Consider the following 26,989-nt stretch of genomic DNA (forward strand, 5'->3'; position numbering starts at 1 on the left):
GGTCAGCTTCGTTCGGCGCGGGCGTGCTCGGTGGCGTCGTCCGCGGACGGGTCGGGCGCCGCGCCGGCCGCATCGTCGGTGCCGTCGGTCTCGGCCGGCTGCAGCGGACTGACCAGCACCGACGTGATCCGGATGCGGCCGCGCGCGTCCTTGCCGCCCTCGCCCTGCAGCCGCAGCAGGTCGTCGAGGTCGGCGGTCGCGCCGGGCAGGGGGACCTTCCCGAGCCGCTGGGCCAGCAGGCCGCCGACCGTGTCGACGTCCGCGGACTCCAGCGCCTCGCGCAGGTCGTCCTCCCGCGGGGTGTCGCGGAAGCGGCCGGCGAACAGCTCCTGCAGGTCCTCCACGGGCAGCCGCGCCGCGACCCGGAACGCCCCGTCCGGCGCCTCGACGACCTCGGGGACCTCCTCGGTGTCGTACTCGTCGGTGATCTCACCGACGATCTCCTCGAGGATGTCCTCGATCGTCACCACCCCGGCGGTGCCGCCGTACTCGTCGACGACGACGGCCATGTGGTTGCGGCTGCGCTGCATCTCGCGCATCAGCTCGTCGCTGCGCTTGGAGTCCGGCACGAACGCCGCCGGCCGGATGATCTCCAGCAGCGACTTCGGGGGCGCGCCGCGGAACTGGGTGTCGTCCCGGGCCCGGACCAGATCCTTGAGGTAGGCGATGCCGATGACGTCGTCGATGCCCTCGCCGAGCACCGGGATCCGCGAGTAGCCGCTCTTGAGCGCCAGCCGCAGCACCTTGTCCACCGGGGTGTCCCGCTCGGCCCAGATCACGTCCGGCCGCGGCACCATGATCTCCCGGACCGGGGTCTCGCCCAGCTCGAACACCGAGTGGATCATCTTGCGCTCGCCCTCGTCGACGACCCCGCGATTGCTGGCCATGTCGACGAGCTCACGCAGCTCGACCTCGGTGGAGAACGGGCCGTCCCGGAACCCGGGGCCGGGGGTGATCGCGTTGCCGAGCAGGATCAGCAGCTTCGACAGCGGCGACAGCACGGTGCCCAGTGCCCGGACCGGCCCGGCCAGCGCCAGCCCGATCCGGTACGGGTGCTGGCGGCCCAGCGTGCGCGGGCCGACCCCGATCAGCACGTAGCTGGCCAGCACCATGATCACACCGGTCAGCGTGAGCCCGATCCAGGGTGCGGAGAACGCCGGCGCGAGCGCCACCGCCAGCAGGATCACGGCGACGGTCTCGCAGGTCACCCGCAGCAGCATCAGCAGGTTGACGTGCCGCGGCCGGTCCGCGACGACCGCGGCGAGCGCCCGGCCACCGGCGCGCCCGGCCCGCACGACCGCGTCCACCCGGGCCCGCGAGATCGACATCAGGGCCGAGTCGGCGGCGGCGAAGATCCCGGCGACCAGGACGAGCAGGACCGTGGAGACGATCAGCCAGGTGGTGCTCACGTCTCCTCCGCGCGATCCGGGTGCGACGTCACCGGCCGGGTTCCTCCTCGAAGCCGGCGGCTCCGAGCAGGCGGTCGTCACTGCGCCGCTGGGCATCCCGGGCGCGGGCCCGGGCCCGGTCCTCGCGCCAGCGCACCAGCAGGCGGTTCTGCAGCGCGAACATCTCGCGCTCGTCCTCGGGCTCCAGGTGGTCGTAGCCGAGCAGGTGCAGGATGCCGTGCACGGTCAGCAGGTGGAGCTCGTCGGCCAGGGTGTGCCCGGCCTTGCGGGCCTGGTCGCGGGCGAACGCCGGGCAGAGGACGACGTCGCCCAGCAGGGCCGGGCCCAGGTCGGGGGCGTCGGGGCGCCGCCCGTCCTCGGCGAGCGAGTCCATCGGGAACGCCATGACGTCGGTGGGGCCGGGCTCGTCCATCCAGCGGACGTGCAGCTCCTCCATCGCGTCCAGCGGGATGGCCGTGATCGCCAGCTCCGCAGCCGGGTTCACCTTCATCGCGTCCAGCGCGTACCGGGCGACCGACCCGATCTGTGCCTCGTCGATCGCGATCCCGGACTCGTTGACGACCTCGATGCTCACCCGTCGCCGCCGTCCTGCCTGTCTCGTTCGGTCTGGTCGCGGACCAGCGTAGACGGGGGCACCGACCTCAGCGGCGGCGCCCGCCCTGCCGGGCCTGCGGACCGTTGCGCGGCGCACCGGTACCGGCGTTCATCGCCGCGCGGCGATTGGCGACGGCGTCGAACCGGGCGTAGGCGTCCACGATGTCAGTGACCAGCCGGTGCCGGACGACGTCGGCGCTGTCGAGCTCGGCGAAGTGCACGTCGTCGACGCCGTCCAGGATCTCCTGCACGACGGCGAGCCCGGACCGGGAGTTGCCGGGCAGGTCGACCTGGGTGATGTCACCGGTCACCACGATCTTCGAACCGAAGCCGAGCCGGGTGAGGAACATCTTCATCTGCTCGGGCGTCGTGTTCTGCGCCTCGTCGAGGATGATGAACGCGTCGTTGAGCGTCCGTCCCCGCATGTAGGCCAGCGGCGCGACCTCGATCGTCCCGGCCGCCATCAGCTTCGGGATCGTCTCCGGGTCGATCATGTCGTGCAGCGCGTCGTACAGCGGCCGCAGGTACGGGTCGATCTTCTCGAACAGCGTGCCCGGCAGGTAGCCGAGCCGCTCCCCCGCCTCGACCGCCGGGCGGGTCAGGATGATCCGGGTGACCTGCTTGGCCTGCAGCGCCTGGACGGCCTTGGCCATCGCCAGGTAGGTCTTGCCGGTACCGGCCGGGCCGATCCCGAACACGATCGTGTGCGCGTCGATGGAGTCGACGTAGCGCTTCTGGTTGAGCGTCTTGGGCCGGATGGTCTTGCCGCGCCGGGACAGGATGTCGAGGCTCAGCACCTCGGCCGGGGACTCGCCGAGGCGGCCGGCCTCGGCCGTGCCCTCCGCCGAGAGCATCTGCACGGTGCGCCGCACCGTGTCCGCGCCGACCAGCTGACCGCGGCCGGCCAGGGTGATGAGCTCGGCGAAGACGCGCTCGGCGAACGCGACCTCCGCCGGGTCCCCGGAGAGCGTCAGCTCGTTGCCGCGCACGTGCACGTCGGCGCTGAGCTCGTCCTCGGCGGCGCGCAGGCTCTCGTCACGGGAGCCGAGCAGGGCGAGCAGGGCGGTGTCCGGCACTGCCATCGTCGACCGGACGGTCCCGCCCGGATCTGCGTCGGACCGCAGGTCGGTCCGGGTTTCGGAGCCGGGTTCGGTGCCGGTCAAGACTGTGTTCGCCTACCTCAGGGTCGGAAATGCCGGGCGTCGGCATGGTACCCGTGCAACACCGCGGCTCACCCGTCGATTCCGGCCGCGCGCGTCCAGCGGCCGGTGCGCACGGCGAGGGCGCCGAGCGCCACGCAGGCCGCGGTCGAGGCACGCAGCACCTCCGGGCCCATCCGCACGGGGACCGCGCCGGCCTCGGTGAGCAGGCCGAGCTCGTGGTCGTCGACGCCGCCCTCCGGGCCGACCGCGAGCAGCACCTCACCGGCGTCCGGGAGGCCGACCTCGGCGAGCCCGGGCTCCGCGGACTCGTGCAGGACCAGCGCCCGGTCGGCGCCGGCGACGCGCCGGGCGAGCTGGGCCGTGGTCACCGGCTCGCCGACCTCGGGCTGCCACGGGCGGCGGGCCTGCTTGGCGGCCTCGCGGACCGTCGAGCGCCACCGGGCGAGCGCCTTGGCGCCGCGCGGGCCGTCGTCCCAGCGGGCCACGCAGCGCGCCGCCTTCCAGGGCAGGAACCCGTCGGCGCCGGCCTCGGTCGCGGTCTCGACGGCCAGCTCGCCGCGATCGCCCTTGACCAGCGCCTGCGCGACGACGACCCGCACCGCGGGCGGGGGCACGCGGGTGACCGCGGTCAGCCGGACCGACAGCGCGTCCCGGCCGGCGACGGCGACCGCCTCCGCGTGCGCGAGCCCACCCCGGCCGTCGGAGAGCACCAGGGCCTCGCCCGGCCGGAGCCGGCGCACGGTCGCGGCGTGCCGCCCCTCCGGGCCGTCCAGCAGCGTCTCGCCGCCGGGCGCGGGCAGCGTCGCGACGTCGTCGACCAGGAACAGCGGGGCGGTGGTCACGACGGCAGAAGCGCGCGTCTCCGGCGGGACGCGGTCGTCACCGCCCGCCCCAGGTGTCGCGGATCCGGGAGAACAGGCCGTGCCCGTTGCGGGCCCCGCCGACCAGGTCCGGCTGCTCCTCGCCGCGCAGCCGCGCGAGCTGGCGCAGCAGCTCGGTCTGCTCCTTGTCCAGCTTCGTCGGCACGGTCACCTCGATGTGCACGAGCAGGTCGCCGTGGCCGTCGACCCGGCCGGTCGAGCGCAGCCGGGGCATGCCCTTGCCACGCAGCGTGCGGACGGTGCCGTTCTGGGTGCCGGGCTCGATGTCGAACTCCTGCACGGTGCCGTCGAGCAGGGTCAGCGGCAGGGTGGTGCCCAGCGCGGCGGCCGTCATCGGCAGCGGCAGCGTGCAGTGCAGGTCGGAGCCGTCCCGGGTGAAGACCTCGTGCGGGGCCTCCTCGACCTCGACGTAGAGGTCACCGGCCGGGCCGCCGCCCGCGCCGACCTCGCCCTGCCCGGCGAGCCGCACCCGCATGCCCTCGGCGACGCCGGCCGGGATCTTCACGGACACGGTGCGGCGGGAGCGGACCCGTCCGTCGCCGGCGCACTGCCGGCAGGGGTCCGGGATGACCTCGCCGAACCCGCGGCAGGCCGGGCACGGGCGGGCCGTGACGACCTGGCCGAGGAACGACCGCTGCACGCTCTGGATCTCACCGGACCCGCCGCAGGTGTCGCAGGCGGCCGGGTGGGTGCCCTCCGCGCACCCGGATCCCTGGCACTGGGTGCACAGCACGGCGGTGTCCACGGTGAGGTCGCGGTGCACGCCGGCGGCGCACTCCTCCAGCGTCAGCTCCATCCGGATCAGCGCGTCGGCGCCGGGCTGCACCCGGCTGCGGGGGCCGCGCCCCCGCCCGCCGCCGGGGCCCGCCCCGCCGAAGAAGGCGTCCATGATGTCGCTGAAGCCGCCGAACCCGGCGAACGGGTCGCCGGCTCCGCCGCCCCCGCCGCGCGGGTCCAGCGGGTCCCCGCCGAGATCCACGATCCGGCGCTTCTCCGGGTCGGTCAGCACCTCGTAGGCCGCGCTGACCTCGCGGAAGCGTTCCTGGGCGCCGGCGTCCGGGTTGACGTCCGGATGCAGCTCGCGGGCGAGCTTGCGGTACGCCCGCTTGATCTCCGCAGCGTCGGCGCCGCGTTCGACGCCCAGGATCCCGTAGTAGTCGCGTGCCACCTGGCTTCTCGTCCTCTAGGTCCATCGACGCACCACTGCCCGTGGCGCGGGTGTTCGGTTCAGTGTCGGCTCATCGTCGGCTCAGCGGCTTCCTAGCGCCCGGTCAGGATCTCACCCACGTATCGGGCGACCGCATGCACCGCCGAGATGGTGCCCGGGTAGTCCATCCGGGTCGGTCCGACGACCCCCATTCCCCCGAGGGGTGTACCGGACCCGTACCCGACCGTGACGACGGATGCCGTCCGCAGGTCCTCGGCCTCGTTCTCCTCGCCGATCCGCACGGTGACCAGGCCGGACTCCTGGGACGCGGCGAGCAGCCGCATCACGACCACCTGCTCCTCCAGCGCCTCGAGCACCTGGCGCAGCGAGCCGGGGAAGTCGGCGTGGCTGCGGGTGAGGTTCGCGGTGCCGCCGAGCACCATCCGCTCCTCGGGGTGCTCGACCAGGGTCTCGATCAGCACGGTCGCGACCTGGGTCAGCGCCCCGCGCAGGTCGTCCGGGCCGGTCTCGGGCAGCTCGGCGACGGCGGCGGACGCCTCGGCGAGCTTCCGCCCGTTCAGCGCGCCGCCCAGGACGTCCCGCAGCCGGACGACGTCGGCCTCGTCGAGCACGTCGCCGAGGTCCACCACCCGCTGGTCCACCCGGCCGGTGTCGGTGATCAGCACGAGCATGAGCCGGGCCGGGGTCAGCTGCACGACCTCCAGGTGCCGCACCGTGGAGCGGGTCAGCGTCGGGTACTGGACGACGGCCACCTGCCGGGTCAGCTGCGCCAGCAGCCGCACCGAGCGGCGCAGCACGTCATCGAGGTCGACCGCGCCCTCCAGGAAGGTCTGCACCGCCCGCCTCTCCGCCGCCGACAGCGGTTTGACCTGCGAGATCCGGTCCACGAACTGGCGGTAGCCCTTGTCGGTGGGGATCCGGCCGGCGCTGGTGTGCGGCTGGGCGATGAGCCCGTCCTCCTCCAGCACGGCCATGTCGTTGCGCACTGTCGCGCTCGACACGCCGAGGTTGTGCCGGTCGACGAGCGCCTTCGACCCGACCGGCTCCTGGGTGGCCACGTAGTCGGCGACGATGGCCCGCAGCACCGCGAACCGGCGCTCGTCGGCGTTCATCTCCGCTGTACCTCCCCGGCGCGTCGGACTCACCTGGCGTGTCCCTCCCAGTCTATGCGCCGTGCCCGCCCGGCGGCCGGGTCGCGCGGGCCGCGCCAGGGGGTGGCGGGCGTCAGCGGGGCGCGCCGACCGGCTCGTCCTCGGCGAGGAGGAGATCGGTCACCACCCGGTCGGCCAGCAGCCGGCCCCGGCCGGTCAGCACCGCGCGGCCGGCGGCGTGCGCGCCGGCCTCGAGCAGCCCCTCGGCGACGGCGCGGCCCGCGGCGGCCCGCCCGCCGCCGTCCAGCAGGTCCAGCGGCATCCCGTCGGCCAGCCGCAGCCGCAGCATGACCCGCTCGGTGTGCTGCTGGGCGGCGGTCAGCTCCTCGCGCCCCGCCTCGGGGGACGCGTCCGCGGCGAGCAGGCCGGCCCAGCGGGCCGGGTGCTTGACGTTCCACCAGCGGCTCCCGGCCAGGTGCGAGTGCGCGCCCGGGCCGACGCCCCACCAGTCGCCGTCGCGCCAGTAGCCCAGGTTGTGCCGGCACTCGGCGCCGGGCGACGACCAGTTGGACACCTCGTACCAGCGCAGCCCGGCCTCGTGCAGGCGCCGGTCGAGGATCTCGTAGCGGGCGGCGGCCACGTCGTCGTCCGGGGCGGGCAGCTCGCCGCGGCGCACGCGGCGGGCCAGCGCGGTGCCGTCCTCGACGATCAGGGAGTACGCCGAGACGTGGTCGACACCGGCCTCGAGCACGGCGTCCGCGGAGCGGCGGAGGTCGTCGTCGGTCTCCCCCGGCGTCGCGTAGATGAGGTCCAGGTTGACGTGGCCGAACCCGGCCGCCCGGGCCTCGCGGGCGGCCGCCACCGCGCGGCCGGGCGTGTGGGTGCGGTCGAGGACGGCGAGGACGTGCGGGGCCGCGGACTGCATGCCGAGCGAGACGCGGGTGTAGCCGCCGGCCCGCAGGCGCTCGAAGAACGCCGGCGAGGTCGACTCGGGGTTGGACTCGGTGGTCACCTCGCAGTCCGGCGCGACGGGGAGCTCGGACCGGATCGCGGCCAGCACCGCGGACAGCCGGTCGGCCCCGAGCAGCGACGGCGTCCCGCCGCCGACGAACACGGTGTCCACCGTGCGGTCGCCGACCGTCCGCGCGGCCAGCGCGATCTCCTTCCGGGCGGCTGCCAGCCAGCCGTCCGGCGACGCGGCGTCGCCCGCGAGCTCGGAGGCGGTGTAGGTGTTGAAGTCGCAGTAGCCGCACCGGGTGGCGCAGAACGGCACGTGGACGTAGATCCCGAAGGCCGGAGGTACGGCTGTCACGTCCGCCGAGTGTGCCAGCGTCCGGGGGAACCGGGGGCCGGCACCGGTGAACGTCCGGACCTTCGTGACCCCGATCCCAGTATCCGAGCCGGTCTTTGGCTCCCGTCCGGACACCGTGCGAAGCTGGTCGGCGTGCACGCGCTCCGTCTCCGCCTCGTGGCCCGCCGCCACGTGGACCTGAACCGGACCCGCAGCGCGCTCTGTCGCCGTCGTCGCTGACCGACCGGCCTGTACCTCCTTCTCCGGGCCGCGGTCCGCCCTGCCCGGGGCCGGACCGTGTCCTGGTCCCGACCTCTCCCGGAGCACCCACCACATGGCGCCCTCGAAGACTGCCCCCGGCCGTGTACGCGGCCAGGGCCAGTGGAAGCTCGGCCACCGCGAGCCGCTGAACCCCAACGAGCGGTTCAAGAAGGACGACAACCCGCTCAACGTCCGGGCCCGCATCGAGAACGTGTACTCCACGCGCGGGTTCGGCTCGATCGACCCCCAGGACCTGCGCGGCCGGATGCGCTGGTGGGGCCTGTACACCCAGCGCCGGCCCGGTATCGACGGCGGCCGCACCGCCGCGCTCGAGCCCGAGGAGCTCGAGGACGAGTACTTCATGATGCGCGTCCGCCTCGACGGCGGCGCCGTCTCCGTCGCGCAGCTCCGCGCGCTCGGCGAGGTCTCGCAGACCTACGCCCGCGACACCGCCGACGTCACCGATCGGGAGAACATCCAGTACCACTGGATCCGCATCGAGGACGTCCCCGCGATCTGGGACAAGCTCGAGGGTCTGGGCATGCAGACCACCGAGGCGTGCGGGGACTGCCCGCGCGTCGTGCTCGGTTCGCCGGTCGCCGGTGTCGCCGACGCCGAGGTGGTCGACCCCACCCCGGCGATCGACGAGATCGTCCGCCGCTACATCGGGGACCCGGAGCTCTCGAACCTGCCCCGCAAGTTCAAGACCGCGATCTCCTGGCAGCAGGACGTCGCGCACGAGGTCAACGACGTCTCGTTCGTCGGTGTCGAGCACCCCGAGCACGGCCCCGGGTTCGACCTGTGGGTCGGCGGCGGGCTGTCCACCAACCCGAAGCTCGCGCAGCGGCTGGGCGTGTGGGTCCCGCTCGACGAGGTGCCCGAGGTGTGGCTCGCCGTCACCCGGGTCTTCCGGGACTACGGCTACCGCAGGCTGCGCAACCGCGCCCGGATCAAGTTCCTCATCGCCGACTGGGGCCCCGAGAAGTTCCGCCAGGTGATGGAGGACGAGTACCTGGGCCGGAAGATGATCGACGGCCCGGCCCCGGAGATCCCCGAGCGCCCGATCGACCACGTGGGCGTGTTCCGGCAGAAGGACGGCCGGAACTACGTCGGCGTCGCCCCGCCGTCCGGCCGGGTCTCGGGCACCACGCTGGTCGCCGTCGCGGACGCCGCCGAGCGCGCCGGGTCGGACCGGATCCGGTTCACCCCGTACCAGAAGATCGTCGTGCTGGACGTGGCCGACGACAAGCTGGACGGCCTCATCGAGGACCTCAACAAGCTCGGCCTGCCCGCGGAGCCCTCGACCTGGCGCCGGTCCACGATGGCCTGCACCGGCATCGAGTTCTGCAAGCTCGCGATCGTCGAGACCAAGGAGCGCGCGATCCGGCTGGTCGAGGACCTCGAGAAGCGACTCGCCGACATCGTCCCGGACGTGCCGATCTCGCTGCACCTCAACGGCTGCCCGAATGCCTGCGCCCGCACCCAGGTCGCCGACATCGGCCTGAAGGGCCAGATCGTGCTCGACGCCGACGGCAACCAGGTCGAGGGCTTCCAGGTGCACCTCGGCGGCGGGCTCGGCCTCGACTCGGGGTTCGGCCGCAAGCTGCGCGGGCTCAAGGTCACCAGCGCCGAGCTGGGCGAGTACGTCGAGCGGGTCGTGCGGCGGTTCGCCGAGCAGCGCACCGAGGGCGAGCGGTTCGCCCAGTGGGTGCTGCGTGCCGACGAGGCGGACCTGAAATGAGCGAGCGCGCCGCGCCGTTCTACTGCCCGTACTGCGGCGAGGAGGACATCCGGCCGGCCGAACGGTCCGAACGGGTCCCCGGCGCCGCGTGGTGGTGCGCCGGCTGCCTGCGGACGTTCGTCGTGACGTTCGTCGGGATCGGCGTCCCCGAGACCTCCGGAGCGGAATCATGAGCGTTGCCCTCGAGACCGACCTGCGCGCCACGGCCGAGCGCGGTGCGGCGGAGCTGGGCCCGGACGCGACCGCCGAGCAGCTGCTCGCGTGGGCCGCGGAGACCTTCGGCGACCGGCTGATCGTCGCGTCCAACATGCAGGACGCCGTGCTGGTCGACCTGGCCTACCGGGCGAAGCCGGACGTCGAGATCCTCTTCCTGGAGACCGGCTACCACTTCGCCGAGACGATCGGAACCCGGGACGCGGTCGACGCCGTCTACCCCGAGCTGACGATCGTCAACGCGGCCGCCGAGCAGACCGTCGCCGAGCAGGACGCCGAGTACGGCAAGGATCTGTTCGCCCGCGAGCCGGACCGTTGCTGCGCGCTGCGCAAGGTCGTCCCGCTGCAGCGGACCCTGTCCGGCTACGACGCGTGGGTGACCGGCGTGCGCCGGGTGGAGGCCCCGACCCGGGCGAACACCCCGCTGATCACCTACGACGACAAGTTCGGCCTGGTCAAGATCAACCCGATCGCGGCCTGGAGCGACGAGGACATGCACGCCTACATCGCCGAGCACGGGATCCTGGTGAACCCGCTCGTCGACGCCGGCTACCCGAGCATCGGCTGCGCGCCCTGCACCGCGAAGCCCCAGCCCGGCGAGGATCCGCGTTCCGGCCGCTGGGCCGGGCGGGCCAAGACCGAGTGCGGGCTGCACGCATGACCGCGCCGACCCCCACGAAGGAGCACCCGTGACCGCGCCCGCGCAGTCCCCTGCGCTCGACGCCCTCGACGCGCTCGAGTCGGAGGCGATCCACGTCTTCCGCGAGGTCGCCGGCGAGTTCGACCGCCCGGTGATCCTGTTCTCCGGCGGCAAGGACTCCACCCTGCTGGTGCACCTGGCCGTCAAGGCGTTCGCCCCGGCCCCGGTGCCGTTCCCGCTGCTGCACGTCGACACCGGGCACAACTACCCCGAGGTCATCGAGTTCCGGGACTCCCTCGCCGCCCGGCTGAACCTTCGGCTCGAGGTGGCCCGGGTCGAGGACTACCTGGCCGACGGCCGGCTGGTCGAGCGCGCCGACGGCACCCGCAACCCGCTGCAGACCCAGCCCCTGCTGGACGCGATCGCCGAGCACCGCTTCGACGCCGTGTTCGGCGGCGGGCGCCGCGACGAGGAGCGCGCCCGGGCCAAGGAACGCATCATGAGCCTGCGCGACGCGTTCGGCCGCTGGGACCCGCGCAAGCAGCGCCCGGAGCTGTGGAACCTCTACAACGGACGGCACGCGCCCGGCGAGCACGTCCGCGTGTTCCCGATCTCGAACTGGACCGAGCTGGACGTCTGGCGCTACATCAAGCGCGAGAACATCGAGCTGCCGTCGATCTACTACGCGCACGAGCGCGAGGTCTTCCGCCGCGACGGCATGTGGCTGGCCGAGGGCCCGTGGGGCGGCCCGCGCGACGGGGAGACCCTCGAGCGGAGGTCCGTGCGGTACCGGACCGTCGGCGACGGCTCGTGCACCGGCGCCGTCGAGTCGACGGCGTCCACCCTGGACGAGGTGATCGCCGAGGTGACCGCGTCCCGGCTCACCGAGCGCGGCGCCACCCGGGCCGACGACCGGCTGTCCGAGGCCGCCATGGAGGACCGCAAGAAGGAGGGCTACTTCTGATGGTCGACTCGGCCCAGCCCCGCGACCTCCTGCGGTTCGCCACCGCAGGTTCCGTGGACGACGGCAAGTCCACACTGGTCGGCAGGCTGCTCTACGACACCAAGTCGGTGCTCGCCGACCAGATCGAGGCCGTCGAGCGCGCCTCGGTCGACAAGGGCATGACCACGCCCGACCTGTCGCTGCTCGTCGACGGCCTGCGCGCCGAGCGCGAGCAGGGCATCACCATCGACGTCGCCTACCGCTACTTCGGCACGCCGTCCCGGGAGTTCGTCCTCGCCGACACCCCCGGGCACGTGCAGTACACCCGTAACACCGTCACCGGCGCCTCCACGGCCGAGCTCGCGGTGCTGCTGGTCGACGCCCGCAACGGCGTCGTCGCGCAGACCCGGCGGCACGCCGCGGTGCTGTCGCTGCTGCGGGTGCCGCGGCTGGTCCTCGCGATCAACAAGATCGACCTCATCGACTACGACGAGGCCAAGATCGCCGGCATCGGCAAGGAGTTCGTCGAGCTGACCCGCTCGCTGGGCTTCGCCGACGACGCCGTCCAGGTCATCCCGGTCTCGGCGCTGGTCGGCGACAACGTCGCCACCCGCAGCGACGAGACCCCCTGGTACGAGGGCCCGACCCTGCTCGAGCACCTCGAGTCGGTGCCGGTCGAGGGGCCGGACGCCGAGGCGCCGTTCCGGCTGCCGGTGCAGTACGTGATCCGCCCGCGGGCCGCCGCCGGCGCGGCGGGGGACGACCTGCACGACTACCGGGGCTACGCCGGCCAGGTCGCGTCCGGCACCGTGCGGCCCGGGGACGAGGTCGTCGTCCTCCCGGAGGGGCACCGCACCACGGTCTCCGAGGTCCGCACGGCCGACGGTCCGCTCGACGGTGCCGGGGCCGGGCTCAGCGTCACCGTACTGCTGGCCGACGACATCGACGCCCCGCGCGGCGCGATGATCGCCGCCGCGGCCGACCCGCCGGAGGTCACCTCCGAGCTCGACGCGACCCTGTGCTGGCTTCACGAGAAGCCGCTGGCGCCCGGGGCGCGGCTGCTGCTCAAGCACGGCACCCGCACCACCCAAGTGATCGTCGGTGCGCTGACCTCCCGGCTGGACACCGAGACGGTGTCCTACATCGACGCCCCGGACGAGCTGGCGATCAACGACATCGGACGGGTGTCGCTGCGGGTCGCGGACCCGTTGCCGGTCGACCCGTACGCCCGGATCCGGACGACCGGTGGGTTCGTGCTCATCGACCCGCCGACCGGCAACACGCTCGCGGCCGGGCTGGTCGGGGATCCGCTCGCATCCGTGCCCGCCGCGATCTGACCGTCGCGGACGACCACCGTGCGGCCCCGCCTCCCGGTTCGGGAGGCGGGGCCGCGCGTCGTACGGGGGTGCGACACGTGACAGCCGGCACGCGGCTCGCGTCTCGCGGCAACCGGCACGCGGCTCGCAGCACGCGACAGCCGGCACGCCGGCACGCCGGCACGCGAGACGCGCGCCACTCGAACGCGCGGCACGCGCACGCGGCACGCGAAAGGCGGGAACGCGGCACAGGCGCGCCAGGGCGACGCGGCCGGACCGTGGCGTGCCCGGCCCTCGCCGAGAGGCAGCCCACGGTTCGCCGAAGATCGACAATTCGCGCTCAGGTGCATCTCGGCGGGGTTGCCGGGCGGGCGTGGCCCTCGCTCGGGTCGCTCATGGCCCGACCTGCAGTCGATCAGCACCGTCCCGCCGCTCCGAGGGCCGGACCGCGCATCTCGCCGCCACCGGTCCCACTCGATGAGCACGGTCATGCCCCATCGAGGGCCGAACCGCGCCTCTCGCCACGGCCGACCCCGTCGATCAGCACGAACCCGCCCCTCCGAGGGCCGGGCCGTGCCTCTCGCCGCCGCCGGTCCGGTCGATCAGCACGAACCCGCCCCCGGCGGGGCGCCAACGTGCAACTCACCGGAACGACTCCGGTCGATCAACACGAACGCGCCCCACCGAAGGCCGAACCGCGCATCTCGCCGCCGCCACACCCGTCGATCAACACGAACCCGCCCCGGCCAGGGCCGGATCGTGCATCTCGCCGCCGCCGGTACCGCCGGTCCCGGTCGATCAGCACGAACGCGCCCCGGGCGAGGCGCCAACGTGCGCCTCACCGGAGCCCCCGTCGATCAACTCGATCTCGCCCCATCGAGGGCCGAACCGTGCATCTCGCCGCCACACCCGTCGATCGGCACACCGGAGGCGGCATCGTGTCCCTTGCCGGGGCCCGACCGGTCGACGCCCACCGTTGTGCCCCGGCGCAGGCCGAATCGCGCGTCTCACCGCAGCCGACCCCGTCGGTCGCCTTCGTGTCCTCCCTGGCGGTGAGCAGAGACGGGCGAGCGGCGGCACCGCCGACCTCCGCCGCGGACGGGCGACAGGCGGCCGACGTGCGCGGTGCGGCCGGCACCGTCGCCCACCCCGGAGTGGCCTCGGCCACGATGCCCGGTCCGTGGGCGTTCCGGGCCGTTCGGAGCAACCCTGTTCGCCCAGGTCACGGCACTGCCGGAGCAACGTGTCCGGACACCTCCGCGATCGTCCCGCCCGCCGGACGACGACTTGTCGTGCCCGGATCCGCAGCTCACCATTGAGGGGTGACCGCGACCGAGACGACCGCCGACCGGACCGCCGTGTCCGGCCGCTCGGCGTCGGACCCGGCGGTCTCCTGGCACCTCGTGGCGCACCTCGAGCGGTTCTGGCCGTCGCGGCGCATGCACGCGTTCGACGAGTTCTGTCGCGCCTGCTGACGCACTCCCGCTGACGTCCAGCGGCACCGTCCCGCCGCCCGCCCCCGCACGCCCGGGCCGCTCCCCTGCGGTCATCGGGTGGATCGCGCACGCCCGCGTCCCGACGCCCGTGCACGCCCAGGAAGCAGGATCATGTTCGACCCCTCCCTCGCTCTCGCCGGACTGCTCGTCGGGTTCCTCGTCGGGCTCACCGGCATGGGCGGTGGTGCCCTGCTGACGCCGCTGCTGGTCCTGGTCTTCAAGGTCAGCCCGCTGACGGCGATCTCGTCCGATCTCCTCACCTCGCTCGTCATGAAGCCGGTCGGGGCGGCCGTGCACGCGCGGCGCCGCACCGTCCACTGGCGACTCACCGGCTGGCTGGTGCTGGGTGGCGTCCCGGCCGGGTTCCTCGGCGCGGTGATCGTCGGGATGCTGGGCAAGGGGGTCGGGGTGGAGGACCGGCTGAAGGTCGTCATCGGGATCGCGCTGGTCGCATCGGTTCTGACCACGCTGTTCCGGCAGGTGATGGACCGGCGTGCCCGCCGCGACAACGCGGTCGACCACGACGTGCCGATCGACGTCCGCCCGGTGCGGACGGTCCTGATCGGTGTGGTGGGCGGCCTCGCGGTCGGGATGACGTCGGTCGGTGCGGGTTCGCTGATCATCGCGATGCTGCTGCTGGCCTACCCGCAGCTGCACCCGTCGCGGCTGGTCGGGACGGACATCGTGCAGGCCATCCCGCTCGTCGCCGCCGCGACCCTGGGCCACCTGTTCTTCGGTGACGTGCAGGTCGGGCTGGCGGTGGCACTGCTGGCCGGTGCGCTGCCGGGGGTCTGGCTCGGTGCCGTCGCCTCGTCGGCCGGCTCCGGACGCCTGATCAAGCCGGTGGTCACCGCGGTGCTGCTCGCCTCGGCGCTGGCGTTGCTGGGCGTCGGCCAGGCCGGCGTGCTGATCGGGACCGCGATCGCCGTCGTCGTCACCGTCGCGCTGCTTCCGCGCCGGCAGCAGCCCGCGACGCCCGCCGAGCCGGACCGCCGCCTCGACCCGGTCAGCTGAGCGAGGCCCGCCGATCGACATCCCGCACCGCGCGCGGCCCGCCGAGCGACACCCCGGCACCCCGCGCGGCCCGCCGAGCACCACCCCGGCACCGCGCGCCCGCCGAGCGAACCTCGGCCGGCACCGCACGGCTCGCCGGCCCCATCACGAGAGGTAACTCCCACGTGCGCACACTCATCGTCTTCGCGCTGGTCGGGCTCGCCGCCCAGCTGGTCGACGGCGCCCTCGGCATGGCCTACGGCGTCACGTCCACGTCCCTGCTCCTGGTGACCGGCATCAACCCGGCCACCGCCAGTGCCTCGGTGCACCTGGCCGAGGTGGGCACGACGATCGCGTCCGGCGCCGCCCACTGGCGGTTCGGCAACGTCGACTGGAAGCTCGTCGCCAAGCTGGGCGTGCCCGGTGCGATCGGCGCGTTCCTGGGTGCGACCGTCCTGTCCGCGCTGTCCACCGAGGACGCCGCCCCGTACATGTCCGGGATCCTGCTGGCGCTGGGCGTCTACATCCTGCTGCGCTTCTCGGTCCGGCCGCCGAAGGTCGCGACCGCACGGAGGTCCCCGCACGGTGCGGCGTTCCTGTCCCCGCTCGGCCTGGTCGCCGGGTTCGTCGACGCCTCGGGAGGCGGCGGCTGGGGCCCGGTCTCCACCCCGGCGCTGCTGGGTGCGGGGCGGACCGCGCCGCGGACCGTCATCGGCTCGGTCGACACCTCGGAGTTCCTGGTCGCGGTGGCCGCCAGCGTCGGCTTCCTGGTCGGGCTCGGCCACGAGGTCCTCGACCCGTTCACCGTCGGCGGGCTGCTGCTCGGCGGCGTGGTCGCGGCACCGCTCGCGGCGTGGCTGGTCACCAGGCTCCCGGCACCGGTACTGGGCACCGCGGTCGGCGGCATCATCATCCTCACCAACGCCCGGACCATCCTGCGGGCGCTGGACGTCGCGGCCCCGACGACGATCGCGACCTACCTCGTGATCGTCGCCGGCTGGGTGGCCGCGCTGTCGGTCGCCGTGGCGCGCGTGCGCCGCAGCCGCGTCGAGGGTGCGGCCGTTCCCGAGGAGGCCGGCGCCACCACGTCCTGACCCCAGCCTCGTCAGCAGGCGGCTCGAGGAGCTCCGGCCCGGCGCCGGTGCTCCTCGAGCCGGTTCGGGGGACGTCCGCTCACCCGTCCGGCGCGACGTCACCCTCCGCACCCGCGATGATCACGACCGGTCACCGACAGGTCGCGCCCGGTCACCGTGTCTTCCGTCGCAACCGGGTTCTACAGCGCGTAAAACTCGACCATGACGGGTACAACGGAGGGCGAAGCACGATCACGCCCCCGACACGTTCAACGGAGAACGTCGACATGACCGCAGAGCTGACCCGTCCCTTCGACGGCGCATCGGCGGCCTCCGACCCACCCGCTCCCGAGCCGGTGCCGGAGGCGACCGCACCGCGCACGGCCGTGGACCGGCTGCTGGACTCCCTCGACGACCTCGTCCGCCGGCACCGCGCGCTGGCCGCACACGACGGCGGCTGCGCCGGGCTGCACGCCGAGCTGATCGCCGCCGAGCTCGACCAGCACCTCGCCGTCCTGCGCACGCTCCCCCGCCAGCAACGGAGCTGAGGGATCTAGGGTTCTCCGCGTGGCTTTCACCGCTGACACGCCCCGCGCCGAGCTCGTCCACCTCGACGTCGCCGCCGGCGTCGCGACGATCACTTTGGACTCCCCGCACAACCGCAACGCGCTCTCCGCGCAGCTGCGCCGGGAGCTGCTCGCACACCTCGACGCCGCGATCGCCGACGACGCGGTACGGGTGATCGTCCTGTCCCACACCGGCACCGTGTTCTGTGCCGGCATGGACCTGAAGGAGTCGAAGGGCGCGGACGCGCAGCAGCAGGGCGTGACCGAGGTGCCGAGGATCCTGGCGACGCTGTGGGAGTCGCCGAAGCCGGTCGTCGCCCGGCTGGCCGGCCCGGCCCGCGCAGGCGGCATCGGCCTGGTCGCCGCGTGCGACGTCGCGGTCGCCGCCGAGAACGCCACGTTCGCCTTCTCCGAGGTCCGGATCGGGGTGGTCCCCGCGGTCATCTCGGTCACGGTGCTGCCGCGCCTGTCCGCCCGCGCGGCACACGAGCTGTTCCTCACCGGCGAGACGTTCGACGCCCACCGCGCCGCCCGGATCGGACTGATCAACAGCGCGGTGCCGGCCGACGACCTGGACGACGAGGTCACCCGCTACACGCGCATGCTGCGGCTCGGCGCGCCCGGCGCCCTGGCCGGGGCGAAGCAGATGCTCCGCCGCGAGCGTCCCGCGACGATGGCCGACGACTTCGCGGCGATGAACGCGCTGTCGGCGTCGTACTTCGCCTCCGAGGAGGGGCAGGAGGGCATCCGGGCCTTCGCGGAGAAGCGGACGCCGTCCTGGGTGCCGCAGGACTGATCCGACCGCACCTATCCTGGTGCCATGACCTCCCCCGCCCGCGGCGTCACCACCGACCCGGGCGCGGCCTTCGAGCTCCTCGCCGGACGCCGGCTGGTCGCCCTCACCGGCGCGGGCCTGTCCACCGACTCCGGGATCCCCGACTACCGGGGCCCGGGGTCGCGGCCGCGGAACCCGATGACCTACGACGAGTTCGTGTCCGGCGAGCGCGCCCGGCGGCGGTACTGGGCGCGCAGCCACGTCGGCTGGGCCCGGATGCGCCGCGCCGACCCGAACCCCGGGCACCGGGCGCTGGCCGCGCTCGAGGCCGCCGGGATCGTCGAGGGGCTCATCACCCAGAACGTCGACGGCCTGCACGCCGCCGCCGGGCACCGTGCGGTGATCGACCTGCACGGCCGGATCGACGAGGTCGTCTGCCTGGGCTGCGGCCGGGTCTCCGCGCGCGAGGAGCTGGCGGCCCGGCTGACGGCGTTGAACCCCGGGTTCACCGAGGCCCACAGCGCGGAGGTCGAGACCGCCCCGGACGGTGACGCCGCCGTCGAGATCACCGACGGGTTCCGGGTCGCACCCTGCACGCGCTGCGGCGGGTCGCTGAAACCGCACGTGGTGTTCTTCGGGGAGAACGTGCCGAAGGAGCGGGTGTCCCGCTGCTACGCGCTCGTGGGGTCGCTGACCCCGCACGACGGCGCGCTGCTGGTCGCGGGGTCGTCCCTGACCGTCATGTCCGGGCTGCGGTTCGTCCGTGCGGCCCGCGGGGCCGGGGTGCCGGTGGTGATCGTGAACCGGGGCGCCACCCGCGGTGACGTGCTGGCCGACGTCCGGGTGGACGCGGGCTGCTCGGAGGTGCTGGGGGCGCTGGCCGCCCTGCCGGTCTGACTCAGGGGTCGCGCCGGTCGGGTGCCCGGTCGAACCGCTGCGTGGCCCGGTCGATGCCGATGGCGAGCAGCGCGCACAGCGGCAGCACCACCACGGTCACGAAGACGACCTGGAACACGAACGGCAGCTGGGTCAGCCACAGCTCGAACGCGTCCCAGGCGTTGATGATCGTGCGCACACTCCACACGGTAGCCCCCGCACCGAGGCGTTAGGTTCGGGCCCATGTTCGCTGTGTACGCCAAGGAGCCCAACGCCGACGCTCCACTCGAGTCCCTGGTCGTGGGCGAGCGGCCCGATCCGGAGGTCCCCGAGGGCTGGGTCTCCGTGAACGTCTCGGCCGCCAGCCTCAACATGCACGACCTCTGGACGCTGCGCGGCGTCGGGATCAAACCCGACCAGTTCCCGATGATCCTGGGCTGCGACGGCGCAGGAACCCTCGACGACGGCACCGAGGTCGTCCTCTACCCGATCATCGGCGACCCGGACTGGCGCGGGGACGAGACGCTCGACCCGAAGCGCACCCTGCTCACCGAGCGCCACCAGGGCACGATGGCCGACCGGGTGATCGTGCCGGCCCGCAACGCGATCCCGGCGCCGAAGGGGCTCACCCCCTCCCAGGGAGCCGTGCTCGGTACGGCGTGGCTGACGGCGTACCGGATGCTGTTCACGAAGTCCGGGCTCGTGCCCGGGCAGACCGTGCTCGTCCAGGGCGCCTCGGGCGGGGTCTCGACGGCGCTGGTCCAGCTCGCCCGTGCCGCCGGGTTCCAGGTGTGGGTCACCGGGCGCGACGAGGAGAAGCGCGCCCTGGCCGAGCGGCTCGGCGCGCACGCGACGTTCGAGTCCGGCGCGAAGCTGCCGGGCAAGGTCGACGCCGTCATGGAGTCGGTCGGCGAGGCCACCTGGAAGCACTCGATGCGCGCGCTCCGGCCGGGTGGCCGGATCGTCATCTGCGGCTCGACGTCGGGCCCGAACCCGCCGGCGGACCTGCAGCGGCTGTTCTTCCTGCAGTTCGAGGTCCTCGGCTCGACCATGGGCACCCGCGAGGAGCTGGCCAACCTCATGCAGTTCGTCGCGACGGCCGGGATCGAGCCGGAGATCGGGACCGAGCTGCCGATGACGTCCGCGCCCGAGGCGTTCGAGGCCATGTCGGACGGACGGACCGCCGGGAAGATCGTCCTCACCCGGTGAGGTGTACGGCGGTGATCGTGTCGCACCCCCGAGGTGTTACGTGATCCGGGTGTGATGCAGTCGTGATGCACCCGGATGGCGGTCCCCGCCATATATCAGTGCTGGTCGGGAACCGTGTTCCTCACCGCAGTGTGACGACCGCCGGGCGCGCGGACCCGGTTTCCGCAGGAGACTGTCGGATTTCGGGCGAATGACAAGTACAGTGCGTCATCGTGACCGAGCCTTTCAGTCGACGGGCGTCGGGGACGGCCACCATGGCCGCCCCGGCGCCTGGAGCCGCGGGTGTCGTCGAGTTCCTGGACCGGGTCGACCACGCCGTGGCCACAGCCCTGTCCACCAACCCGTCCGCGACCGACGTCAGCCGTGACGGCTGGCGGGTCCTGCTGATGCTCGCCCGCGGCACCGGCCGCAGCATGGGCGAGATCGCGGGCCACACGTCGCTGCCCGCCCCGACGGCCACCCGCATCGTCGACCGCCTCGTCGAGAAGAAGCTGGCCTACCGGTCGGCGGACCCGCTCGACCGGCGCCGGGTGCTGGTGCACCTGTCGGCCGAGGGCCGGACCGTCGTCGAGTCGGTCTGCCAGCGGGTGCAGCGCATCCTCTCCCCGCGCCGCAGCCCCGCTTCCCGGGCCGCCGCCTGCGACACGATCCCCGGGCCCCGCGCGGGCTCCCCCGTGTAGAGCTCCCCGTCCCCACGACCCATCGGGCCCGACTCCGCCACGGAGCCGGGCCCGTTCCACTACTTCTTGGGCTTCTCGGTGGCCTGGCCCCCACCGGTGGACAGCGCGGCGACGAAGGCCTCCTGCGGGACGTCGACCCGGCCGATCGTCTTCATCCGCTTCTTGCCCTCCTTCTGCTTCTCCAGCAGCTTGCGCTTGCGGGAGATGTCCCCGCCGTAGCACTTGGCGAGGACGTCCTTGCGGATCGCCCGGATGGTCTCCCGCGCGATGATCCGGGAGCCGACGGCCGCCTGGATCGGGATCTCGTACTGCTGGCGCGGGATGAGCTCGCGCAGCTTCGTCGCCATCGAGGTGCCGTAGGCGTAGGCGGACTCCTTGTGCACGATCGCGGAGAACGCGTCCACCGGCTCGCCCTGCAGCAGGATGTCGACCTTCACCAGGTCGGCGGCCTGCTCGCCGGCCTCCTCGTAGTCCAGCGAGGCGTACCCGCGGGTGCGGGACTTCAGCGCGTCGAAGAAATCGAAGATGATCTCGCCGAGCGGCATGGTGTAGCGCAGCTCGACCCGGGACTCGGACAGGTAGTCCATGCCCCCGAGCTGGCCGCGCCGGCTCTGGCACAGCTCCATGATCGTGCCGACGAACTCGGAGGGCGCCAGGATCGTGATCTTGGTGATCGGCTCCCGGACCTCGGCGATCTTGCCTTCCGGCCAGTCGCTCGGGTTGGTGACCTCGAGCTGCTCGCCGTCGTCGGTGGTGACCTGGTAGACGACGTTGGGCGCGGTCGAGATCAGGTCCAGGCCGTACTCGCGCTCGAGGCGGTCCCGGGTGATCTCCAGGTGCAGCAGGCCCAGGAAGCCGCAGCGGAAGCCGAAGCCCAGCGCGGCCGAGGTCTCCGGCTCGTAGGTGAGCGCGGCGTCGTTGAGCTGGAGCTTGTCCAGCGCGTCGCGCAGGTCCGGGTACTGGGAGCCGTCGATCGGGTAGAGCCCCGAGTAGACCATCGGCTGCGGCTCGCGGTACCCGGTCAGCGGGTGCTCGGCGCCGTGGCGCTTGGTGGTGACGGTGTCGCCCACCTTCGACTGGCGGACGTCCTTCACGCCGGTGATGAGGTAACCGACCTCGCCCACCCCGAGCCCCTCGGACGGCTTGGGCTCCGGCGAGACGATGCCGATCTCGAGCAGCTCGTGCTCGGCGCCGGTGGACATCATCTTGATCTTCTCGCGCGGGGTGAGCTTGCCGTCGACCACGCGGACGTAGGTCACGACGCCCCGGTAGGTGTCGTAGACCGAGTCGAAGATCATCGCGCGAGCGGGGGCGTCGGCCTCGCCGACCGGGGGCGGGACCTGCGCGACGACGGCGTCCAGCACTGCCTCGACGCCCTCGCCGGTCTTGGCGCTGCAGCGCAGGACGTCACCCAGGTCGCAGCCGGTGATGTGCGCGATCTCGGCGGCGTAGCGCTCCGGGTCCGCGGCCGGCAGGTCGATCTTGTTGAGGACCGGAATGATGTGCAGGTCCTTCTCCATGGCCAGGTACAGGTTGGCCAGGGTCTGCGCCTCGATGCCCTGCGCCGCGTCGACGAGCAGGATCGCGCCCTCGCACGCCTCCAGGGCCCGGGACACCTCGTAGGTGAAGTCGACGTGGCCGGGGGTGTCGATGAGGTGCAGCACGTGGTCGGTGGCGACGCCATCGGCATTCTTCGCGTTCCACGGCAGGCGCACGTTCTGCGCCTTGATCGTGATGCCGCGCTCGCGCTCGATGTCCATCCGGTCCAGGTACTGGGCCCGGTAGTCGCGTGCCTGCAGCACGCCCGTCACCTGCAGCATCCGGTCGGCCAGGGTCGACTTGCCGTGGTCGATGTGGGCGATGATGCAGAAGTTCCGGATGCGCTCCGGCGGGGTGAACGTGCGGTCGGCGTACGTCGTCACTCGGCTGTACTCGGCTTTCGGGTGTGCGGCGGGTCCGCCCCATCGTCCCATGTCGTGACGGGACGGGGGCGCCGGTCCCGGCGGGCGCGGGACCGGCGCGGCCTCACCCGTCGCCGCGCGACTCGGTCGCGGCCCGGCGCGCGGCCAGCAGCTCGGCGGTCTCCTCGTCGACCAGCTCCGGCTCCACGTCCGCGGTGCAGTACTTGCACTTCAGCGCGTCGACCGGCACGAACTCCTTGCAGTACGGGCACTCCCGCGAGCCCTGGGCGCGGAAGTTCCCGAGGCCGACCCGCTTCATCAGCTTGACCATGCCGAACAGCACCAGTGCCAGCAGCAGGAAGTTGACCAGCCCGGTGAGGAAGGCCCCGTAGCGGATCTCCGAGTCGTTGAGCGTGACGGTCAGCGCGGAGAAGTCCGGCTGGCCGAACACCGCCGCGACCAGCTGCATGATGACGTCGCCCGCCAGGCTCTCGACCAGCGCGGAGAACGCCGCGCCGATGATGAAGCCGAGTGCCAGGTCGAACATGTTCCCGCTGAGCGCGAAGGCCTTGAACTCGGTCCAGGCAGCTTTCACGGTCGCCTCCTCGTCGTCCGGCCGGCGTATGCGCATCCGGCCAAGTGGGTGCCGGAACGGTAGCCGAGCCGGGTCGCCGGCTCGTCACGGTCGTGTAGCGTGCCGCGCACGGCCGCGACGTCCCGTGACGCCGGTCGGCACGCGAGACCCCGCCGCCGGGGCCGGCCGGTCCCGCTGGTAGCCTCGATCGCTGAGCGCTCGGCGTGCTCGCCCGGAACGGTACGTCCGTTCGGTGCCGCCGGAGCGGACCGGACTCGAGCAGACCAGCCGAACTCAGCAGGCAGGAAGACCAGAGGCAGACGTGGCCAACATCAAGTCGCAGATCAAGCGTGTCAAGACCAACGAGAAGCGCCGGCAGCGCAACAAGTCGGTGAAGTCCTCGGTCAAGACCGCCATCCGCCACTTCCGCGAGGCCGCGGACCAGGGCGCGGAGAACACCGCCGAGCTGCAGCGCAAGGCGGCCCGGGCCCTGGACAAGGCGGCCAGCAAGGGCGTCATCCACAAGAACCAGGCCGCGAACCGCAAGTCGGCCATGGCCAAGCGCCTCAACAAGATCGGCGCCTGAGCCCGCACGGTTCACCGCACGACGGCGCCGCCCCGCCCGGGGCGGCGCCGTCGTCGTGTGTGCGCCCGGTCAGCGGGCGCCGCGGGCGTCGACGACGGCGAGCACGGCCCGCTCCAGCGCGTACTCCGGGTCGGCGGCGACGCCCTTGACGTCGGCGTTCACCTGGGCGGTCGCCGCGATCGCGACGGCGAGCTGCTCCGGGCGCCACTGCCGGACCACGCCCTGCGCCTTGCGGATCTTCCACGGGGGCATGCCGAGCTCGCCCGCCATCCGGTTCGGGTCGCCGCGCCCGGCCGAGCCCACCTTGGCGAGCGTGCGCACCGAGTCGGCCAGCGCGTCGGCGATGAGCACGTGCGGCACGCCGAGCACGAGCGCCCACCGCAGCGCCTCCAGCGCCCCCCGGCGGTCGCCGGCGACGGCGGCGTCCGCCACGGCGAACCCGGACGACTCGGCCCGGCCGCGGTGGTAGCGGCGCACCCCGGCCTCGTCGATCCTTCCTCCGGTGTCGGCGACGAGCTGGCCGGCCGCCGACGCGAGCTCGCGCAGGTCCGAGCCGACGGCCTCGACCAGCACCGCCAGCGCGCCCGGGGTGATGCTGCCGCCGTGCCGCCGGACCTCGGCGTGCACGAAGTCGGAGCGCTCGTCGGCCCGGGTGATCCGGTTGCAGGTCGTGACGTGCGCGCCGGCCTTCTTCATCAGGTCCAGCAGCGCCTTGCCCTTGGCACCGCCCGCGTGCTGGGTGACCAGGACGATGCCCTCGGCCGGGTCCCGCGCGTAGTCGGCGATCGCGGCGATCATGTCCTTGGTCGCCTCCTGGGCGTGCGTGAGCACGATCACGCGGCCCTCCGCGAACAGCGACGGGCTCAGGTGCCCGGCCAGCTCGCCGGGCGCGACCTCGGAGGTGCGGAAGCGGCGCAGCTCCACCTCGGGATCCTGGTCGCGAACGCGCCGGACCAGGTCCGACACGACCCGCTCGGCCAGGAACTCCTCCTCGCCGACGACCAGCTGCAGCGGGGCGGGCGGCTCGGCGGCACGGCTCCTGCTCACGCCTCCCATCGTGGCCCACGCCCCCGACAACCGGTGAGCCGCGTCCCGATCGGGCCGGATCGGCTGGCCAGCCACATACCGCGTCGCGTAACGTCTCCGTCGATCCGCGCTGATCTTGGCCGGGTCCACAACCGCATATGGCTCATCCAGAGGGGCAGAGGGAACGGCCCGTTGAAGCCCCGGCAACCGGCGTCGAGCGACGATCCGCCCACACCTGCGCATCCCCGCGCGGTGAGGACGTCGACGAACACGGTGCCAATTCCGACCCGCCGACCCCGGCGGGACAGATGAGGAGATCTCGTGACTCTCACTGCTGCGCCCGAATCCACCGCCTACGACCTGGGCTCCGCGCGTGCCCTGTCCTGTCGGGAGTGCGGTCACCAGGTACCGCTGGCGGCGGAGTTCGCCTGCCCGCAGTGTTTCGGGCCGCTGGAGGTGGCCTACGACTTCCCGGCGGTGACCCGGGCCGCGATCGAGGCCGGCCCCAAGTCGATCTGGCGCTACAAGGACCTGCTGCCGGTCCCGTCCACCGTGCACGAGTACCCGAACACCGAGCCCGGCCTGACCCGGCTCATCGAGGCCGACAACCTCGCGCGGGCCCTCGGCGTCCGCAAGGTGTGGGTCAAGGACGACACCGGCAACCCCACCCACTCGTTCAAGGACCGCGTGGTCGCGGTGGCCCTGGCCGCCGCCCGCGAGCTCGGCTTCTCGGTGCTCTGCTGCCCGTCGACCGGCAACCTGGCCAACGCCGTCGCGGCCGCCGCCGCGCGCGCCGGCTGGGACTCGGTCGTGCTGATCCCGTCCTCGCTGGAGCAGCCCAAGATCGTCACCACCGCGGTGTACGGCGGCACGCTGCTCGCGGTGGACGGCAACTACGACGACGTGAACCGCCTCGCCACCGAGCTCGCCGCCGAGCACGAGGAGTGGGCGTTCGTGAACGTCAACGTCCGCCCGTACTACGCCGAGGGTTCCAAGACGCTCGGCTTCGAGGTCGCCGAGCAGCTCGGCTGGCGGCTGCCGGAGCAGGTCGTGGTCCCGGTCGCGTCCGGCTCCCAGCTCACCAAGATCGACAAGGGGTTCACCGAGCTCGGGAAGCTCGGCCTGGTCGAGCCGACCCCGTACACCGTGTTCGGTGCCCAGGCCACCGGCTGCTCGCCCGTCGCGTCGGCGTTCGAGGCCGGCCACGACGTGATCCAGCCGCAGAAGCCGGACACGATCGCCCGGTCGCTGGCGATCGGCAACCCGGCCGACGGCCCGTACGTCCTGGACTCGGTGCGCCGCACCGGCGGCTCGGTCGGGCACGTGTCCGACGAGGAGGTCGTCGCCGGCATCCGGCTGCTCGCCGAGACCGAGGGCGTGTTCGCCGAGACCGCCGGCGGGGTCACGGTGGCGACCACGAAGAAGCTGCTCGAGGCCGGCAAGCTGGACCCGGACGCCGAGACCGTCCTGATGATCACCGGTGACGGCCTGAAGACCCTGGACGCGGTGTCCGGCCAGGTCGGTCCGACGGCGACCGTGCCGGCCACCAGCGCCGCCGTCCGCGAGGCGCTGGCGCAGCGGGGCTGAGCCGCTCCGGAGCCACCGCCCGCCGCGCCGGGCGGCGGCCCCGCGCCACCCGGTCCCGCGCCCGCGCCGCCCCGGCGCGGGCCGCGGGTCGCCGCGGGAGACGAGGGTCAGCCCGCCGGGGTCGTCCCCGGTGACCGCGACGTCCCCGGCCCGGTCGGTGCGGCCGACGACGACTCCGGCCCGCAGGAGCCGGTCCACGAGCTCGGGGTTCGGGTGCCGGTAGGTGTTGCCGTTGCCGACGCTGATCAGCGCGGCCCGCGGCCGGACGGCGTCGAGCAGCCGGGGCACCACCTTGCGCGAGCCGTGGTGGGGCATCTTGAGGACGTCGGCCCGCAGGTCACTGCCCGAGGCGAGCAGGTCGTCCTGGGCCGCGAGCTCGACGTCCCCGGTGAGCAGGACCGTGCCGGCCGGGGTCCGGGCGCGCATGACCAGCGAACCGTCGTTGACCGCGGTGCCGTCCTCGCCGTCGACCGACGGCGGCGGGTGCGGCGGGCCGAGCACGTCCAGCCGCAGGCCCGGCCAGCCGAGCACGGCGCCGCGTGCGAGCCCCACGACCGGTGCACGGGCCGCGCCCGCGATCCGGGTGATCTCCCGCAGCGCGGACACCGGATCGCGGACCGGTCCCACGGCGACCCCACCCGCCGCCCGGCCGCGCAGCGCCCCGGCGAGGCCGCCGTGATGGTCGGCGTGGAAGTGGGTGATCACCACGAGCTCCAGCACCCGGACGCCGAGCCGGTCCAGGCAGGCGTCGACCGCGTCGTCGGTCGGACCGGTGTCGACCAGGACGGCGTGCCCGGCGGTCCCGGTGGCGAGCACGAGCGCGTCGCCCTGACCGACGTCGCAGGCGACCACCCGCCACCCGGCGGGTGGCCAGCCGGGGGCCGCGAACCGGGTCGGGACCAGCACGACCAGCAGGCCGACCGCCAGCGCGACGAG

26 protein-coding genes and 1 riboswitch are annotated in these 26,989 nt (G+C 73.4%); of the genes, 15 read left to right on the plus strand and 11 right to left on the minus strand.

Going from position 1 to position 26,989, the window contains the following annotated elements; translation table 11 throughout:
• Nucleotides 1-2: 2 nt before the first annotated feature.
• The 7 genes from H7X46_RS19295 to hemW all read right to left on the minus strand — a co-directional run bounded on the left by H7X46_RS19295 (nucleotide 3) and on the right by hemW (nucleotide 7,636).
• Nucleotides 3-1,409, minus strand: coding sequence for a hemolysin family protein (locus tag H7X46_RS19295; RefSeq protein WP_186360733.1), 1,407 nt, complete (start codon nucleotides 1,407-1,409; stop codon nucleotides 3-5).
• A gap of 28 nt (nucleotides 1,410-1,437) precedes the next feature.
• Nucleotides 1,438-1,983 carry an rRNA maturation RNase YbeY gene (ybeY, locus tag H7X46_RS19300; RefSeq protein ID WP_186360734.1) on the minus strand — a complete coding sequence of 182 codons (546 nt, stop codon included), beginning with the start codon at nucleotides 1,981-1,983 and terminating at the stop codon, nucleotides 1,438-1,440.
• Between the two features lie 67 nt (nucleotides 1,984-2,050).
• A complete protein-coding gene (locus H7X46_RS19305; RefSeq protein ID WP_255426709.1) occupies nucleotides 2,051-3,127 on the minus strand; it encodes a PhoH family protein in 1,077 nt (358 codons plus the stop codon).
• A 107-nt stretch (nucleotides 3,128-3,234) separates the two neighbouring features.
• A complete protein-coding gene (locus H7X46_RS19310) occupies nucleotides 3,235-4,008 on the minus strand; it encodes a 16S rRNA (uracil(1498)-N(3))-methyltransferase (protein WP_186360736.1) in 774 nt (257 codons plus the stop codon).
• Nucleotides 4,009-4,045: 37 nt separating this feature from the next.
• The gene (dnaJ, locus tag H7X46_RS19315) at nucleotides 4,046-5,215 is read right to left on the minus strand and encodes a molecular chaperone DnaJ (RefSeq protein WP_186360737.1); all 1,170 of its coding nucleotides are present in this window, start codon (nucleotides 5,213-5,215) and stop codon (nucleotides 4,046-4,048) included.
• A gap of 92 nt (nucleotides 5,216-5,307) precedes the next feature.
• On the minus strand, nucleotides 5,308-6,327 hold the full coding sequence (gene hrcA, locus H7X46_RS19320) for a heat-inducible transcriptional repressor HrcA (RefSeq protein WP_186360738.1): 1,020 nt from the start codon (nucleotides 6,325-6,327) through the stop codon (nucleotides 5,308-5,310).
• A 112-nt stretch (nucleotides 6,328-6,439) separates the two neighbouring features.
• Nucleotides 6,440-7,636: a radical SAM family heme chaperone HemW gene (hemW, locus tag H7X46_RS19325; RefSeq protein ID WP_186362773.1), complete on the minus strand. Its 1,197-nt coding sequence runs from the start codon at nucleotides 7,634-7,636 to the stop codon at nucleotides 6,440-6,442.
• A gap of 295 nt (nucleotides 7,637-7,931) precedes the next feature.
• Between hemW and H7X46_RS19330 the strand changes: the two genes are divergently transcribed.
• The 11 genes from H7X46_RS19330 to H7X46_RS19380 all read left to right on the plus strand — a co-directional run bounded on the left by H7X46_RS19330 (nucleotide 7,932) and on the right by H7X46_RS19380 (nucleotide 18,511).
• Nucleotides 7,932-9,599, plus strand: a complete 1,668-nt coding sequence (locus tag H7X46_RS19330; RefSeq protein ID WP_186360739.1) for a nitrite/sulfite reductase — start codon at nucleotides 7,932-7,934, stop codon at nucleotides 9,597-9,599.
• On the plus strand, nucleotides 9,596-9,772 hold the full coding sequence (locus H7X46_RS19335) for an Insertion element protein (protein WP_186360740.1): 177 nt from the start codon (nucleotides 9,596-9,598) through the stop codon (nucleotides 9,770-9,772). Before H7X46_RS19330 ends, H7X46_RS19335 begins: the two co-directional genes overlap by 4 nt.
• Entirely contained in the window at nucleotides 9,769-10,473 is a 705-nt protein-coding gene (locus H7X46_RS19340) for a phosphoadenylyl-sulfate reductase (RefSeq protein WP_186360741.1), read from the plus strand. The genes H7X46_RS19335 and H7X46_RS19340 overlap by 4 nt, the downstream gene beginning before the upstream one ends.
• A gap of 28 nt (nucleotides 10,474-10,501) precedes the next feature.
• Nucleotides 10,502-11,416, plus strand: a complete 915-nt coding sequence (cysD, locus tag H7X46_RS19345; protein ID WP_186360742.1) for a sulfate adenylyltransferase subunit CysD — start codon at nucleotides 10,502-10,504, stop codon at nucleotides 11,414-11,416.
• The gene (locus tag H7X46_RS19350) at nucleotides 11,416-12,732 is read left to right on the plus strand and encodes a sulfate adenylyltransferase subunit 1 (RefSeq protein WP_186360743.1); all 1,317 of its coding nucleotides are present in this window, start codon (nucleotides 11,416-11,418) and stop codon (nucleotides 12,730-12,732) included. Before cysD ends, H7X46_RS19350 begins: the two co-directional genes overlap by 1 nt.
• A 1,301-nt stretch (nucleotides 12,733-14,033) precedes the next feature.
• Nucleotides 14,034-14,186 (plus strand): hypothetical protein, encoded by a 153-nt coding sequence (locus tag H7X46_RS19355; RefSeq protein WP_186363005.1) that lies wholly within the window; start codon nucleotides 14,034-14,036, stop codon nucleotides 14,184-14,186.
• Nucleotides 14,187-14,318: 132 nt separating this feature from the next.
• Nucleotides 14,319-15,221 (plus strand): sulfite exporter TauE/SafE family protein, encoded by a 903-nt coding sequence (locus tag H7X46_RS19360; protein WP_186360744.1) that lies wholly within the window; start codon nucleotides 14,319-14,321, stop codon nucleotides 15,219-15,221.
• A 164-nt stretch (nucleotides 15,222-15,385) separates the two neighbouring features.
• On the plus strand, nucleotides 15,386-16,294 hold the full coding sequence (locus H7X46_RS19365) for a sulfite exporter TauE/SafE family protein (protein ID WP_186360745.1): 909 nt from the start codon (nucleotides 15,386-15,388) through the stop codon (nucleotides 16,292-16,294).
• Nucleotides 16,295-16,560: 266 nt separating this feature from the next.
• Nucleotides 16,561-16,821: a hypothetical protein gene (locus H7X46_RS19370; protein WP_186360746.1), complete on the plus strand. Its 261-nt coding sequence runs from the start codon at nucleotides 16,561-16,563 to the stop codon at nucleotides 16,819-16,821.
• Between the two features lie 19 nt (nucleotides 16,822-16,840).
• A complete protein-coding gene (locus H7X46_RS19375) occupies nucleotides 16,841-17,635 on the plus strand; it encodes an enoyl-CoA hydratase family protein (protein ID WP_186360747.1) in 795 nt (264 codons plus the stop codon).
• A gap of 24 nt (nucleotides 17,636-17,659) precedes the next feature.
• Nucleotides 17,660-18,511, plus strand: coding sequence for an NAD-dependent protein deacetylase (locus H7X46_RS19380; protein WP_186360748.1), 852 nt, complete (start codon nucleotides 17,660-17,662; stop codon nucleotides 18,509-18,511).
• Between the two features lies 1 nt (nucleotide 18,512).
• Here H7X46_RS19380 and H7X46_RS19385 read toward each other — a convergent pair whose 3' ends face one another.
• Nucleotides 18,513-18,689: a hypothetical protein gene (locus H7X46_RS19385; RefSeq protein WP_186360749.1), complete on the minus strand. Its 177-nt coding sequence runs from the start codon at nucleotides 18,687-18,689 to the stop codon at nucleotides 18,513-18,515.
• Nucleotides 18,690-18,733: 44 nt separating this feature from the next.
• On the opposite strand from H7X46_RS19385, the gene H7X46_RS19390 reads away from it, so the two are divergent.
• Both H7X46_RS19390 and H7X46_RS19395 read left to right on the plus strand, forming a co-directional pair.
• Nucleotides 18,734-19,699: a zinc-binding dehydrogenase gene (locus H7X46_RS19390; protein ID WP_186360750.1), complete on the plus strand. Its 966-nt coding sequence runs from the start codon at nucleotides 18,734-18,736 to the stop codon at nucleotides 19,697-19,699.
• Nucleotides 19,700-19,911: 212 nt separating this feature from the next.
• Entirely contained in the window at nucleotides 19,912-20,379 is a 468-nt protein-coding gene (locus tag H7X46_RS19395; protein WP_186360751.1) for a MarR family transcriptional regulator, read from the plus strand.
• A 59-nt stretch (nucleotides 20,380-20,438) separates the two neighbouring features.
• Here H7X46_RS19395 and lepA read toward each other — a convergent pair whose 3' ends face one another.
• Both lepA and mscL read right to left on the minus strand, forming a co-directional pair.
• On the minus strand, nucleotides 20,439-22,301 hold the full coding sequence (lepA, locus tag H7X46_RS19400) for a translation elongation factor 4 (protein ID WP_186360752.1): 1,863 nt from the start codon (nucleotides 22,299-22,301) through the stop codon (nucleotides 20,439-20,441).
• A gap of 103 nt (nucleotides 22,302-22,404) precedes the next feature.
• Nucleotides 22,405-22,911 (minus strand): large conductance mechanosensitive channel protein MscL, encoded by a 507-nt coding sequence (mscL, locus tag H7X46_RS19405; protein ID WP_222131363.1) that lies wholly within the window; start codon nucleotides 22,909-22,911, stop codon nucleotides 22,405-22,407.
• Between the two features lie 265 nt (nucleotides 22,912-23,176).
• Between mscL and rpsT the strand changes: the two genes are divergently transcribed.
• Entirely contained in the window at nucleotides 23,177-23,440 is a 264-nt protein-coding gene (rpsT, locus tag H7X46_RS19410; RefSeq protein WP_186360753.1) for a 30S ribosomal protein S20, read from the plus strand.
• A 69-nt stretch (nucleotides 23,441-23,509) separates the two neighbouring features.
• On the opposite strand, the gene holA is transcribed toward rpsT, so the two are convergent.
• Nucleotides 23,510-24,496 carry a DNA polymerase III subunit delta gene (gene holA, locus H7X46_RS19415; protein WP_186360754.1) on the minus strand — a complete coding sequence of 329 codons (987 nt, stop codon included), beginning with the start codon at nucleotides 24,494-24,496 and terminating at the stop codon, nucleotides 23,510-23,512.
• Between the two features lie 130 nt (nucleotides 24,497-24,626).
• Nucleotides 24,627-24,781, plus strand: a riboswitch (SAM riboswitch).
• Nucleotides 24,782-24,787: 6 nt separating this feature from the next.
• On the opposite strand from holA, the gene thrC reads away from it, so the two are divergent.
• Nucleotides 24,788-26,053, plus strand: coding sequence for a threonine synthase (gene thrC / locus H7X46_RS19420; RefSeq protein ID WP_186360755.1), 1,266 nt, complete (start codon nucleotides 24,788-24,790; stop codon nucleotides 26,051-26,053).
• Nucleotides 26,054-26,989 lie beyond the last annotated feature (936 nt).

The sequence above is a fragment of the Pseudonocardia sp. C8 genome (assembly GCF_014267175.1).
Lineage (GTDB): Bacteria > Actinomycetota > Actinomycetes > Mycobacteriales > Pseudonocardiaceae > Pseudonocardia.

What these genes read in the sequence shown, in the direction of transcription:
- hrcA (WP_186360738.1), bottom strand. Translation starts at nt 6,327, where the DNA reads ATGAACGCCGACGAGCGCCGGTTCGCGGTGCTGCGGGCCATCGTCGCC.
- H7X46_RS19330 (WP_186360739.1), top strand. Translation starts at nt 7,932, where the DNA reads ATGGCGCCCTCGAAGACTGCCCCCGGCCGTGTACGCGGCCAGGGCCAG.
- H7X46_RS19335 (WP_186360740.1), top strand. Translation starts at nt 9,596, where the DNA reads ATGAGCGAGCGCGCCGCGCCGTTCTACTGCCCGTACTGCGGCGAGGAG.
- H7X46_RS19340 (WP_186360741.1), top strand. Translation starts at nt 9,769, where the DNA reads ATGAGCGTTGCCCTCGAGACCGACCTGCGCGCCACGGCCGAGCGCGGT.
- H7X46_RS19350 (WP_186360743.1), top strand. Translation starts at nt 11,416, where the DNA reads ATGGTCGACTCGGCCCAGCCCCGCGACCTCCTGCGGTTCGCCACCGCA.
- H7X46_RS19360 (WP_186360744.1), top strand. Translation starts at nt 14,319, where the DNA reads ATGTTCGACCCCTCCCTCGCTCTCGCCGGACTGCTCGTCGGGTTCCTC.
- H7X46_RS19370 (WP_186360746.1), top strand. Translation starts at nt 16,561, where the DNA reads ATGACCGCAGAGCTGACCCGTCCCTTCGACGGCGCATCGGCGGCCTCC.
- H7X46_RS19380 (WP_186360748.1), top strand. Translation starts at nt 17,660, where the DNA reads ATGACCTCCCCCGCCCGCGGCGTCACCACCGACCCGGGCGCGGCCTTC.
- H7X46_RS19390 (WP_186360750.1), top strand. Translation starts at nt 18,734, where the DNA reads ATGTTCGCTGTGTACGCCAAGGAGCCCAACGCCGACGCTCCACTCGAG.
- mscL (WP_222131363.1), bottom strand. Translation starts at nt 22,911, where the DNA reads ATGCGCATACGCCGGCCGGACGACGAGGAGGCGACCGTGAAAGCTGCC.
- holA (WP_186360754.1), bottom strand. Translation starts at nt 24,496, where the DNA reads ATGGGAGGCGTGAGCAGGAGCCGTGCCGCCGAGCCGCCCGCCCCGCTG.